The organism is Halovenus rubra (assembly GCF_026586665.1).
GTDB classification, from domain to species: domain Archaea; phylum Halobacteriota; class Halobacteria; order Halobacteriales; family Haloarculaceae; genus Halovenus; species Halovenus rubra.
The window spans coordinates 1-12,719 of the sequence record NZ_JAODIY010000008.1 but is presented as its reverse complement, the minus strand read 5'-3'; the positions used below and the strand labels follow the sequence as shown (position 1 = coordinate 12,719).

11 protein-coding genes are annotated in these 12,719 nt (G+C 55.6%); 6 read left to right on the top strand and 5 right to left on the bottom strand.

Annotated features, from left to right (window positions below; genetic code table 11):
- Positions 1-70 precede the first annotated feature (70 nt).
- From N5098_RS06230 to N5098_RS06205, 6 genes are all read left to right on the top strand, one after another.
- Positions 71-559, top strand: coding sequence for a ParA family protein (locus N5098_RS06230; RefSeq protein WP_267636863.1), 489 nt, complete (start codon positions 71-73; stop codon positions 557-559).
- Between the two features lie 33 nt (positions 560-592).
- Positions 593-796 carry a hypothetical protein gene (locus tag N5098_RS06225; protein WP_267636862.1) on the top strand — a complete coding sequence of 68 codons (204 nt, stop codon included), beginning with the start codon at positions 593-595 and terminating at the stop codon, positions 794-796.
- Between the two features lie 77 nt (positions 797-873).
- Positions 874-2,040 (top strand): acyl-CoA dehydrogenase family protein, encoded by a 1,167-nt coding sequence (locus tag N5098_RS06220; RefSeq protein WP_267636861.1) that lies wholly within the window; start codon positions 874-876, stop codon positions 2,038-2,040.
- A 24-nt stretch (positions 2,041-2,064) separates the two neighbouring features.
- Positions 2,065-3,873, top strand: a complete 1,809-nt coding sequence (locus N5098_RS06215; protein WP_267636860.1) for an acetyl-CoA carboxylase biotin carboxylase subunit — start codon at positions 2,065-2,067, stop codon at positions 3,871-3,873.
- 4 nt (positions 3,874-3,877) lie between these two features.
- A complete protein-coding gene (locus N5098_RS06210) occupies positions 3,878-5,587 on the top strand; it encodes an acyl-CoA carboxylase subunit beta (protein WP_267636859.1) in 1,710 nt (569 codons plus the stop codon).
- Positions 5,588-5,722: 135 nt separating this feature from the next.
- On the top strand, positions 5,723-6,184 hold the full coding sequence (locus N5098_RS06205; RefSeq protein ID WP_267636858.1) for an ArsR/SmtB family transcription factor: 462 nt from the start codon (positions 5,723-5,725) through the stop codon (positions 6,182-6,184).
- On the opposite strand, the gene N5098_RS06200 is transcribed toward N5098_RS06205, so the two are convergent.
- The 5 genes from N5098_RS06200 to N5098_RS06180 all read right to left on the bottom strand — a co-directional run bounded on the left by N5098_RS06200 (position 6,171) and on the right by N5098_RS06180 (position 12,528).
- The gene (locus tag N5098_RS06200) at positions 6,171-7,028 is read right to left on the bottom strand and encodes a hypothetical protein (protein WP_267636857.1); all 858 of its coding nucleotides are present in this window, start codon (positions 7,026-7,028) and stop codon (positions 6,171-6,173) included. The two genes, N5098_RS06205 and N5098_RS06200, sit on opposite strands and share 14 nt — an antisense overlap.
- 74 nt (positions 7,029-7,102) lie before the next feature.
- Positions 7,103-8,407: a hypothetical protein gene (locus tag N5098_RS06195; protein WP_267636856.1), complete on the bottom strand. Its 1,305-nt coding sequence runs from the start codon at positions 8,405-8,407 to the stop codon at positions 7,103-7,105.
- Positions 8,408-8,505: 98 nt separating this feature from the next.
- A complete protein-coding gene (locus N5098_RS06190) occupies positions 8,506-10,446 on the bottom strand; it encodes a rhomboid family intramembrane serine protease (RefSeq protein WP_267636855.1) in 1,941 nt (646 codons plus the stop codon).
- Between the two features lie 67 nt (positions 10,447-10,513).
- Positions 10,514-12,211, bottom strand: coding sequence for a thiamine pyrophosphate-binding protein (locus N5098_RS06185; RefSeq protein WP_267636854.1), 1,698 nt, complete (start codon positions 12,209-12,211; stop codon positions 10,514-10,516).
- Positions 12,208-12,528 carry an EthD family reductase gene (locus N5098_RS06180; RefSeq protein ID WP_267636853.1) on the bottom strand — a complete coding sequence of 107 codons (321 nt, stop codon included), beginning with the start codon at positions 12,526-12,528 and terminating at the stop codon, positions 12,208-12,210. Before N5098_RS06180 ends, N5098_RS06185 begins: the two co-directional genes overlap by 4 nt.
- Positions 12,529-12,719: the final 191 nt, after the last annotated feature.

Genomic DNA, 12,719 nt, shown 5'->3' with positions numbered 1-12,719 from the left:
ACCCCAGAACGACTGTTGCAAACGTCGGGAAGGCCCATATTTTTATACGAAACCACAACCACCACAAGATATGACACGAATCGCGACGGTCGTTGGCGCTGCTGGTGGGGTCGGAACGACACGGGTGACCGTCGAGTGCGGGGCGACGCTTGCCCGAGCAGGACACGACGTTGCTGTCGTCGACGTAGCCTTTGGGACTCAGGGTCTTCGTTCCTACATCGAGAGTGATATTACTGCCGACGTGACGGCGTTGCTGACCGAGGAGGCATCGCTTGGCGATGTGCTATACGATCTCCCAGTTGATACTCCCGGACGGCTCGCAGTCGCACCTGTCCGTGCCCCGCTCGAACGTCTGGCCAGAGCTCAGACGATAGGTGCAGCACGTCACTTGGAACGCCAACTCGCTGCTTCGTCACTTTCATACGATGTGGTTTTGGTGGATACACCACCACTTAACGGAAACCATGCTATCGCTGCGGTCAACACAGCAGAAAAAGTCGGTCTCGTTACAGCTGACACCTCGCGTGGCAGGGACTCGCTTGCGATGATGCGTGGCTGACTAGCAGATATCGGCAAGAAACCGGACGCTGTCTTGCGGAACCGAGCGACTGACAATCTCTCCGACGGCGTCCCGATACCGGAGAGTGCTGTCACGACACCAGCAGCGGCACCCGCCTGTGCGAGTCCCGACGAAGCGTTTGCGCCTGCTGTTGCAACGGCTGTCGAAGCGTTGCTCGACATTGAACTCAACCTTGAGTTTCCTTCTGGTGGTCGGTTGCGCTCTCTTAGAGAATAGCTCGATAGGAACCGTCTTCTGGTGTGTGACATGGCAACTACTAAGATACTTACCCCATCATACATACATACTGACTCATGAATTTCAGTGATGACCCGACACACTCGCTTATTCGGTCCACTGCGACAGAAATTGCAGAGGAATACGGGCCGGCGTACTGGCGAGAAAAAGAAGAGAAAGGCGAGTTTGGCGAGGATTTCTGGGACGAACTTGCCGATGCTGATTTCCACGGACTACTGATTCCCGAGGAGTACGGTGGTGCAGATATGGGGATGCAAGAGATGGGTATCGCCATGGAAACGCTCTGTGCCCAAGGGTGTGGTATGGCTGGCACCTGGTATCTTGTGTTGACCGCAGGCATGGCCGCCGTCGGTATACAAAAACACGGCACTGAAGAACAGAAAGAACGATATCTCCCAGATATTGCGGATGGTAAGCGCAACTTCTCAATCGGCATCACAGAGCCAGCAGCCGGGACAAATACGCTCAATATTGCCACGCAAGCCAGAAAAGACGGCGACGAGTACATCCTCAACGGAGATAAGGCGTGGATTACGTTTTCCGATCGTGCGGACAACATGATTCTGGTTACGCGAACGACGCCACGTGAGGAGGTTGAGAAGCCGACTGACGGAATCAGTCTGTTCGTTCTGGATATGGACGACCCTAACATCGAGGTCTCACCGATTCCCAAACACGGCATCAACTACTCGAAGTCGTGTGAAGTCTTCATGGAAGACCTACGTGTCCCCGAAGAGAACCTGCTCGGCGAGGAGGGTGACGGCTGGTGGGCACTGGTCGACACGCTCAATCCGGAACGCATCGGATTCGCTGCGGCTGCGACCGGTATCGGCAAACTGGCTGCCAACACAGCTATCGACTACACGAACGAACGGGAAGTGTTCGGCTCGCCAATCGGGACCCACCAAGCAGTCTCGTTCCCGATTACCAAAGCCTACGCACAGATGGAAACTGCGTCACTGATGCGCCAGAAGGCTGCTTGGCTCTACGACCAGGGAGAAGAGTGCGGGTACGAAACGAACGTCGCCAAATCAGTCGCTGTCGAGGCCGGTATCGAGGCCGTAAAACAGTCGATGCAGGCTTTCGGTGGCTGGGGCTACGCCAAGGAGTACGACGTCGAACGCTGGTGGCGTGAGGTCAACCTCACTCGGCTTGCGCCGGTCACTCAGCAGATGGCATACAATCACATTGGACAGGAGATTGGTTTCCCTAAGTCCTACTAATTACCCAATTCACAGCTCACAACTATGTTCGATAAACTTCTGGTCGCGAACAGAGGCGAAATCGCTGTTCGCGTCATGGCTGCCTGTGAGGAGCTCGGTATCGACACGGTCGCAATTTACAGCGAAGCGGACCGCAACAACGGACACGTCGAGTACGCTGATGAAGCCTACAATGTCGGCCCTGCGCCGGCAAGTGACTCTTATCTCGACCAAGAAACGATTGTCGAGACGGCCCTAGAGGCCGGAGCAGACGCTATCCACCCCGGCTACGGTTTTTTAGCGGAGAACGCCGAATTTGCCAGCCGAATCGAGGAGACTGAGGAGTTAACATGGGTTGGCCCACCAAGTGATGCGATGGCACAACTTGGTGAGAAAACACGTGCCCGGCAGGCGATGCAGGCGGCTGATGTCCCTGTCGTTCCCGGAACAACGGAACCTGTCGAGTCGGCCAAAGAGGTCCGTGAAGTCGGCGAAGAGTTTGGCTACCCGGTCGCAATCAAAGCAGAGGGTGGCGGCGGTGGCCGCGGAATGCAGATTGTCCATGATTCCGCAGATGTCGACGACGCTCTAGAAACTGCACAGCGTGAAGGAAAGGCATACTTCGACAACGATTCAGTCTACGTCGAAAAGTATCTCGCGGCACCCAAACATATCGAGGTCCAGATTCTTGCCGACGAACACGGAAACGTCCGCCACCTTGGCGAGCGAGACTGTTCACTTCAGCGCCGCCACCAGAAAGTTATCGAAGAGGCTCCCAGTCCGGTGCTTGACGAGGAACTCCGTCAAGAGATTGGCGATGCTGCCCGGCGTGGGGTTCGCGAGGCCGACTACACCAACGCTGGCACCGTCGAGTTTCTCGTCGAGGATGGTGAGTTCTACTTCATGGAGGTCAACACGCGAATTCAGGTCGAACACACTGCCTCCGAGGAGGTGACGGGTATCGACGTTGTCCGCTGGCAAATTCGAGTTGCTGCGGGCGAACAACTCGACTTCTCGCAGGATAATGTCGAGATTGAGGGGCACGCAATCGAGTTCCGCATCAACGCCGAAAACCCAGCCGACGACTTTGCGCCGACGCCCGGAACACTGGAAACGTACGACCCGCCAGGGAGTATTGGTATCCGTCTCGACCATGCCGTCAACCAGGGTGACGAAATTGGCGGCGACTACGACTCGATGATTGCAAAACTCATCGTAAGCGCCGACGACCGCAAGCAGTGTATCAAGCGTTCGAAGCGGGCGCTCGAACATTACGATATCGAGGGGGTCCACACAATAATCCCGTTCCACCGGTTGATGCTCACCGACGAGGCATTCGTAACTGGGAGCCACACCACGAAGTATCTCGATGAGGAACTTGCCGAGGAAGCCATTGCCGAGGCAGTCGACCGTTGGGGAACTGAACCTTCAGCTGAAACCGACAACGGTACCGATACTCACGAACTCACAGTCGAGGTTGACGGGCAACGCCACGATGTTGTCCTCGAAGACTTGCCCCAGAGTGCCGGTGGAGACGTGACAGAGAGCGACACCGAGGCGGACAACGACACGGCAAGTGAGAGTAGTGCCACAAGCAGTTCCGGAAGTGACGAAGACGACACCGAAGCCGCATCAGTCACCGACGGTGTTATCACGGCCGACATGCAGGGGACAATCCTTTCGATCGAGGTAGCCGAAGGTGACGAGGTTGCAAAGGGTGATATCATCTGCGTGTTAGAGGCGATGAAGATGGAAAACGATGTAGCCGCGCCACAGGGAGGAACTGTCGAAGGCGTTGAGGTTGAGGCGGGTGACGCCGTTGATATGGGTGACTCCCTAATCGTTTTGGAGTGATAACATGAAAGTACACGTCTCCGAGGGCACGACCGAAGAACAGGCCGAGATTATCGGTGAGGCACTCGCCTCGCAGTATTATGATAACGTCACGGTGGTGACTACCGGTGGTGAGGAACTCGTTGAGGTTCCGTACTATGGGCCCGGACACGTTCCGGGGCCCGAACCGGAGATGGGCCCGACCGAGCGCGAAGAGGAGCTCTGGAAAGAGATTGCCGAAATCAATGAGGGCGGCCCCAAAAAGTACAAAGAACAGCTCCCTGACCAAGGCAAAGAGTTTGTTAGAGACCGAATCGACCTATGGTTCGAGGACGGCTTTCTTTTTGAGGATGGTCGGTTCGCTGAGTTCGATGCTGACGACAAACTTCCGGCCGACGGCCTCATCACTGGTGGGGCTGAGTTCGAGGGCCGTGACATCCACTTCATGGCCAACGATTACACAGTCAAGCGCGGCAGTATGGCTGGCAAGGGTGTCGAGAAGTTCCTCCGGATGCAACAGCGCGCTCTGAAGACTGCTCGCCCAGTGCTCTACCTGATGGACTCTTCGGGCGGTCGTATCGACCAGCAGACTGGCTTCTTTGCCAACCGGGAGGGTATCGGCAAGTACTACTATAATCATTCGATGCTCTCCGGTCGCGTTCCACAGATATGTGTTCTCTACGGGCCATGTATTGCTGGCGCCGCATACACGCCAGTTTTCGCGGATTTCACCATCATGGTCCGGGACATGTCTGCAATGGCAATTGCCAGTCCACGGATGGTAGAGATGGTGACAGGCGAAGAAATTTCGATGGATGACCTAGGCGGTCCCGACGTTCACTCACAGGACTCTGGGAGCGCCGACTTGGTCGCCGATGACGAGGAACACGCCCGCGAGTTGGTTGCACAACTTGTCGGCTACCTCCCTGATAACAGCGACAAACAACCGCCACAGACTGACGGCCGCCCTCCGGCAACGTCGCCAAAAGACATCGATAGCATCATTCCACAGGACCCAAACCGCGGCTACGACATGACAGATCTTATTAACAGCGTGGTCGACGCTGGGTCGTGGTTTGAACTCCAGCCTGAGTTTGGCCCGGAGATGCTTACCGGGTTTGCACGCATCGACGGCCGTCCCGTCGGTATCGTCGCCAATCAGCCTGCACAGCGCGCCGGTGCTATCTTCCCTGACGCTGCACAGAAGGCAGCCGAGTTCATCTGGAAATGCGATGCATTCAACGTCCCACTGTTGTATCTCTGTGATACACCGGGCTTTATGGCCGGCTCACAGGTCGAAAAAGATGCCATTCTCGAAAAAGGCAAGAAAATGATTTACGCGACCTCTTCGGCAACCGTCCCAAAACAGTGTGTCGTGGCCCGGAAAGCGTACGGTGCAGGTATTTACGCGATGTCTGGGCCAGCTTACGAACCGGAGTCGACAATCGCGCTTCCGTCCGGCGAAATAGCCATCATGGGGCCAGAGGCCGCAATCAACGCCGTTTATGCCCGAAAACTCGCCGAAATCGACGACCCCGAAGAGCGCAAACAACGTGAGCAAGAACTCCGTGAGGAGTACCGCGAGGATATTGACGTTCACCGGATGGCCAGCGAAGTGGTTATCGATGAGATTGTCCCGCCGAGCACCCTTCGGAAAGAACTCAAAGCACGATTCGAGTTCTACGAGACTGTCGACAAAGACTTGCCGGACAAGAAACACGGGACAGTGCTGTAAATAGCAATCACCACAGACGCGGTAACTCAAACAGTATTATAACGACCTCACCGGTAACCCAAAACCGGTTTTGAGCTATCCGTAGTATTTTATGTGTGCCGGACACAGTACATTGGTAGCGGCCCGTTTCGAACTATGGCACGACTACTTCCCTCGCGAACGGATTCTTCCGTGGAGCGAGAACGTGATCCCTCCGTCCTGTACGTCGACGACGACCGGACCGCAGAGATGATTTCGACGCTGTCCGGCGAGACGGCGTTAACCATTTTCCGGATGCTAAACGACGAGGCACTGACTGCTTCCGAGATCGCAGACCGACTCGACCTCTCCGTACAAAATGCCAGCTACCACTTGGAGAACCTCCAAGAGGCAGAGCTTATCGAGGTTATCGACACGTGTTATTCCGAGAAGGGCCGCGAGATGGAAATCTATGCGGTCACGAGCGAGCCGAAAGTATTGATTCTCGGAACGGAAGACAATCCGGGGAAGATTCGTCGTGCGTTCACCGCACTTGCGGGTACAGTTGGGATTCCTGCAGTTGCGCTTGCGGCTTGGAGTTCACTTTCTCAGTTCATTCGCCCACTTATCGAGCGCTGACAGTGCTCTCGACGTACTGATGGACGAACATCCCCGAATAGAACCCAGTTACGAGTAGGTCGAACACGAATCGGAACAACCCGGACAGCGAAAGACCAAACGACCGCAACACGACTGTCGTATCAGCCAACTCAAACGAGAGTGCCACGGGCGCACCCGTACCCGCCACTTGGGTATCGAGAACGGCTCCCAGAACGGCCAGTCCGATGAAACCAAGCAAGATGCCAACTACTTTACGACGGTGGAAACTCGTAATTTGCCAGCTCACCCTAACAGCCGACAGTGGCCCGTAACCACCAATGAAACAGGCCTCTGGAACGAACACGGATTTGAGGAGAATATAGACAATAGAGCCAGAGAGCAACATAACAACTCCAACGCCGGCGATATCTGGGTCGACTCCAGCGACTGTCGCAACCCACTGACCACTTGGCGAGAGGACACGTACTGTGACGGCTATTGATAGGACCACTAACAACACGACCGTGATGACTGCTCCCAAAAATAAGGGAAGTCGACGGAAAACAGTACGAACAGCGCACCTGGGAGGCTGCTTGCTGTGTCCGACCTCCGCTAGGCCGACAACGCCAATATATCCTCGGCCGATAAACGCTCCAAGAATACTTACACCGATAAGCAGCAGCGATACTGTTGTCGGTGTTACAAGGACAGCAAGCTGAATAAGACCAACAACACCGAGAACGAGCCAGATGGTGGGATGTCTGAACGGAAGCTTCCCACTCCAGTAGGCAATATCTGTGAGCGACCGTTGGAGAACATCGACATCGATATTCTGGCAGCGGAGGCAGCTACAGCCGTCGACATCTTCGTGTAGGCGGACCATTATCGCGAGTCGACATGCATGTTGACAGCCAGCACACTAAACACTGTCTTCCCATGTTTGCTTCGAGTGGGAACTCAACACTGCATTGACTCTGTTACTTGGATAAGTGTCTCAGCGTCCGGTGGTCCCCGGACCCGGTACGTGCGTCCATTGCACTCTCGAACAACTTCGGTGCCGCTATTGGTAATGACAACTTCTCCATCGAACCCAGACACACTCTCGGAGTGAATAACGAGGCTATACTGAAACAGCGAACGCTCGCTGTTGACGATTTCGACGGCGAGTGTCTCGTCGGTGCCGTTTTTCGAGTACAGCAGCATGACGCTGTGGTTTCTGGCGTGGGACTGCACGATGCCGCGGTTGAAGGTATAGATCGACGGCATGGTGAGCGTCGGTAGCTGAAACGGGACAGAGACGTTTACCCCAGCGCGTGTTTCAAATACAGTCGGTTCGTAGACTGCTCTCTGAGAAGAATCTGTCTCTTTGCTGTTTGCCGACCCGGTCGTGTCGTCCGGTTCTGTGTCTGCTGACTTGGTCGTGTTGTCCGACTCTGTCTCTGGTGGTGTGTTTGTCTTATTGCTGTCTGCATTCCGGCCTGTGACTGTGTCTTTGGCCGACGAATCCAACTCCGTCTCGCTTGGCAACCTTGCGGTAAACGGTAGGTCACGTGTTCCAAATCCAACCTCAAGCTTTTCGTACTCACGGGTTGCTGTTGCGATTGTCTTCTCGTCTTTATCGGTCCACGTGACCGTTTGCTTAATCGGATAGAATGTCTCTTTATCGATCCACCATGTCTCCTCTGAGAGATACCACTCCGTCTTTTTTGCTTCGTGGAGGGGCAGTTCGTAGTTGACATTGCCTGCATGAATCCCTAGTGTGACTGCTGCTGTCGTCTCTTTTGGTGGGCTAAGTGAAACGACGTATGACTCACGACCGCTGACTGTTGCTGTCCCCTCAAAATCCCCGTCATAGTTCTCAAGTACCTCTTCGGGTGCTGCTCCGAGAGTGCTGAACTCGTCGAATAGATACTCACCGGGTCCCGCATACTGGACTAACTCTCCGTTACTATTGCGCTGTAGTATAACGGAGTCGTTGAACGCAAGTTGCTGTTGTATTTCTCCACTCTCGCCGACAACTTCGATATACTGCCCAGCCGACCTGTGTTGCTGGACGTGTACAGTTTGCGTAATCTCGCCACCCGGACGAGTGATTCGCTGCGTGTGAATAGCATCGATTGATTGATTTTCCATTGAGTCGACCGCCTTCTCTACCAACACCTCCGGATCCGGCTCACCAGTCGTCGTTCCAGCGTTGGCGATGAGGGCGACCCCGAGGGCCACAACCAACACCAACAGTCCCAGACGGTAGCGGTCGACCATTGATACTGTGTGTTATACGGTATCCAACGTAAAATGTTCGATTAAATCATGATATCAATATAGTATCACTGTTCGTTCTCGGGTACTTGTTTTGCTGTTCACTCCTTTTGAGCAAGAATCACCTGTGAGTTATCAGTCGAGACGAACAGCGTTGTTGTCCCGCCTTGTTCCAGTGCTGAGATAGTGAACTTATCGAGGGTCACACTTTCGCTTGTGTCCGGGAGTAGCGTCGAGCCAACGTGTTTGCTTCCCCGGGTGATGTTGAGCCGGAAGCTGTTGTCGGCAGGGACAACTGTGAACCGACTCCCGTCCAGCTTAACTGTCGCCTGCGATGAGTTAGATGTAAAAGATTGAATACTTTTCTCACCGGCGTTGAGATCAACGATGTACACTGAATCGTTTCCGACGACGTTCCACCCGGTTCGCTCTGCCGTGACTGTTTCACGCCAGCCGATACCGCCGACTGGAACGGTAGTTGTCTTGTCGTGTGCGAGTGTGTCCGAATCGACAGCGACACTCCAGACGTACCGCTGGTCGTTTGAGACGACAAGCCCGCTATCGGTCGAATTAGTCCGTCCGTGTTGTATATTTTCTGCGTAACTAACATGATATCCATCGATACTGAGCGCACCTTCAGGAACGGCATCGCTATCCATCCCAAGTGAATTCCCCCCCACACTGGGGAGAGCAATCACGACTGTGATGAGCAACAGCGAGGCAAACAGCAGTCGACGGGGGGTAATCGACCAGTTGAACACACTGTCTGGGACGACGAGTACCGTACCTGGAAGCACCACAAGAGCCGTTAGTGCTGCAACCGCAAGCACGGTCATCGTTGCTGTCCCATTGATGAGGATGGCTCCGATACCGACGCCAAGCGCTCCAAGCACCCAGAGAGCACCGATACCCCGAATCACTATCGGCGTGTACCCTGTGAGGGCGGTATCATCACACACTGCAATGTAAGAAATCAACACTGCTAACAAGAGAATGAAGATAACACCGATACCCTGATACCGAACGAACACACCGTCATTGGCCGTCGACAGTTGCCATAGTCCCCGGACAGTTGTTACAAGCACTGTCGCGACGAATAACCGCCGTGGGTCTGGAATCTCATCTCGTGCCCAGAGCAGCGCCAATGCAAGCAAGACGCCACTAAGAAAGCCAAGCATATGCGCCTGCACGTTGACCCCGGCCCACGCTGGCGGCTCCGATAGACCATTCGCTGCTGTCACTCTGAGTACTGGCGTAAAAAGCGCATCCAACAGTGTGCTCAGGAGGCTTATCACAAGCATCCCAACCGCCGTTGCTATCGGATATCGCAGCAGGACGAACCCAAGGAAGGCAAAAACTGTCCCTGAGAAGCCAAGTGACCAGCCAAAGGCATACAGCGAGGTAAGCAGACTGACCGCGATTATCGCTCCCGGGAAAATGACAAGCGCACGCACAGCAGGGTGGTCGCGGAGCCGCGTCGACTGCTGGTTGGCTGGTGTGGCCTCCTGTTTAGAGGCATCCGACACCGGGGTGTCTGTGGCGGTTTCACTGCGTGTGCCATCCGACGGAATGCTGTCGCTGAGTCCCGTGTCGAACTCAGTTGGCGCTGGCGTTGCTGGGGCTGTTATCTCTGCTTGCTGTACTAATTCCGTCATCCCCGTCTGTCTGTTATCGTGTGGATAGTGTCCCCAGATAAACTCCGCCAGTGGTGCGAGAACGACCGTCGCAAGCATGTTACCAAGCAAGTGTGAAGGCGATGCGTGAGCGAATCCGGAGGTGAGCATTCCAACTGCGTAGGGGTATGCCCAGTTCCGAAACGCGAGCGTTACCGGGTCGTTCCAGTGATGGAGACCACTCTGGGCAAACAGATAGAACGCGAAGACACCACCAATGACGAGCAGACTTCCCCACGGAACCCCATAGGCGAACCGGTCCGTGAGGACGTTCCAGAGCGTCCGGTGGCCCACAAGCGAGAGAAGATACCCGATGGCGACGAGAACCATGACCACAACCCCGACGCGCGACACCGATTCGACTACCATATCTCTCCGTGAGAACGCGGGGATAGTGAAAGGTATGGTCGCGTTCGCGTAGAAAAACAAAGGGTGGTTACTCGTGAAGGCCACCAACCGAGTCGTAGAACGAGGATGACAGCGTCTCGGCCATGTCCTCCTCGCGGTCGATACGGACCTCAACGACGTGGGGCTTGTCTGCGGATTTCCCGTTCTCAAGCGCAGTAGCGAACTCGTCTGCCGTTGTCGTGCGGGTCCCGACTGCGCCGAAGGCCTCGGCGACTTTCATAAAGTCGGTGTCGTGGAACTCGACGCCTGCAATCGAGTGGTCGTCGTCTTGCATCTGGCGAACCATCCCGAGGCTGGTGTCGTTCAGAATGACGAACGTCGGTGCAACCCCGTACTCAACGGCTGTCTCGACGCTGTTCATCGTCATGGCAAAGCCACCGTCCCCGGCGACGGAGATAACATCTTTCTCTGTCGTCAATGCAGCCGAAACGCCGGCGGGAACAGACCAACCCATCCCGCCGACGCCGCCACTTCCGAAGTAAGTTCTGACGGCAGGCGTCTGGAGGTAGTATAGCAGCCAGAACCGGTTGTTTCCGGAGTCTGCTGTTACGATAGTATCCTCGTCAACAACTGCCTCAATCTCCTTGATCGCACGCTGTGGTTTGACCGGTGTAGAATCCGAATCACATTTGGGCGACTCAAACCATTCCCGGGCCGTCGCTGCCCGGTCGAGTGCCCAGCTGTTCTCGCTGCTGCCAGCCCCAGCAAGCGCTGACAGACTTTCCTTTGCATCACCGATAAGGCCGACATCGGCAGGGTAGACCCAGCCGGCGTTGCGCGTGTCGATATCGGCATGGACGATTGTCTGCTCGTCAGGCCGGATAAACTCCGGGGCCTGCCAGTTCACGTCCATCGGATTCATGCGACAGCCGACCACCAGAAGTGTGTCAGCTTCGCTGACAGTCTGGTTTGCGCCCTCATGAGCGAATGAGCCAATGACACCGAGTGCACGCTCGTCAGTCTCGGGGTATGTTGATTTCCCGAGATACGAGGTGGCAACAGCACAGTCGTAAGCATCGGCGACGGCAGCCAGCTCGTCGTACGCTTGGGCTGCGTGAACGCCGTTGCCGGCGATGATGACCGGTCGCTCCGCCGTCTCCAGTGCATCGACGGCCGCTTCGACATCCGGCGTCGTCGGTGCCGAGTCCCACGTCCGTGTCTGCTCGACAGAGTCCCACGTTGTCGGGACGGATTCTTCGGGCATCTCTTCGTTGATTGCGTCGCCATCAAGGATGACTGCTGTGGGGCCGGGTCGGCCCGACACAGCGTGTTTAAACGCCAGCTGCGTCGAACGGAGTGTTTCGGTCGGCGTCCGAGGGAACCACCACTCTTTGGAGACACCGTCGAGAATACTCGGCAGACTGAACCCACCGTAGTCGCCTCGTGCCTGTTGGTACGGGGCAAGCGTCGAGTACTCGCCGCGTTCTGAAGCCTCTGTCAGTGCAACCAGTGGTGAGGAAGCGAGCCGTGCCTCCATCTGCCCCATCATACCGAGGCTCCCAATCCACGGTCCCTGACCGGTCAGTACACCGGGCTTGCCGGTCAGACGGCCATACATCTCAGCCATCACACTGGCTTCTCGCTCGTCACGTGGTCGAATTACGTCAACATCAGACTCCGGCAGGTATTCTAGCAACTCGATAACTCGGCCACCGGGGTAGCCAAAGACGTACTCGACATCTAGCTCTTCGAGGGTCGCGACGAGTGAGGCTGCTGTTGAGGTCATTCTTTATCCACGTGAACGTGTTCTTCGACAATCATGCGAGGTCCGGCATCGACATCGATGAACTCCGCTGCATCGGCTTGGACCTCCTGCCCAACTTCGGACTCAAACGCTGCACCCAGCGCTTCCATATCTTCGAAACCGAGTTCGAGCACGCCGTCGTACGCGGCCTTTTCTGGGTCCGTCGGGACTGACGTGCTGTAATACTGCAGCCCCGGCAGTTCTTGAGCGAGCTCGCCGTGTTCGCCCCGCCAGCGTTCGACGAACTCATCGTGGCTGTATCCATCTTTCCGATGGAGAAAGTCGACTATCTTGACCATACGGGTCGATTATCATGCGCCGGTGACTTTGCTGTGTCGGTCCATACCGTTGACCAACCTGCTATCTTGATTCAGCGAGAGAATCCCGTAAGCTCTGTGCAACGAACCACTTGGTTTCTCCCTGCTGAATACCTCACGTCACAAGAGTTATCTGACTTGGGTATATTAGATATGGCAAGGCCAAATGGAGT

Coding starts and splice junctions, on each gene's coding strand:
- N5098_RS06230 (WP_267636863.1), top strand. CDS start 71: ATGACACGAATCGCGACGGTCGTTGGCGCTGCTGGTGGGGTCGGAACG.
- N5098_RS06220 (WP_267636861.1), top strand. CDS start 874: ATGAATTTCAGTGATGACCCGACACACTCGCTTATTCGGTCCACTGCG.
- N5098_RS06215 (WP_267636860.1), top strand. CDS start 2,065: ATGTTCGATAAACTTCTGGTCGCGAACAGAGGCGAAATCGCTGTTCGC.
- N5098_RS06210 (WP_267636859.1), top strand. CDS start 3,878: ATGAAAGTACACGTCTCCGAGGGCACGACCGAAGAACAGGCCGAGATT.
- N5098_RS06205 (WP_267636858.1), top strand. CDS start 5,723: ATGGCACGACTACTTCCCTCGCGAACGGATTCTTCCGTGGAGCGAGAA.
- N5098_RS06200 (WP_267636857.1), bottom strand. CDS start 7,028: ATGGTCCGCCTACACGAAGATGTCGACGGCTGTAGCTGCCTCCGCTGC.
- N5098_RS06195 (WP_267636856.1), bottom strand. CDS start 8,407: ATGGTCGACCGCTACCGTCTGGGACTGTTGGTGTTGGTTGTGGCCCTC.
- N5098_RS06190 (WP_267636855.1), bottom strand. CDS start 10,446: ATGGTAGTCGAATCGGTGTCGCGCGTCGGGGTTGTGGTCATGGTTCTC.
- N5098_RS06185 (WP_267636854.1), bottom strand. CDS start 12,211: ATGACCTCAACAGCAGCCTCACTCGTCGCGACCCTCGAAGAGCTAGAT.
- N5098_RS06180 (WP_267636853.1), bottom strand. CDS start 12,528: ATGGTCAAGATAGTCGACTTTCTCCATCGGAAAGATGGATACAGCCAC.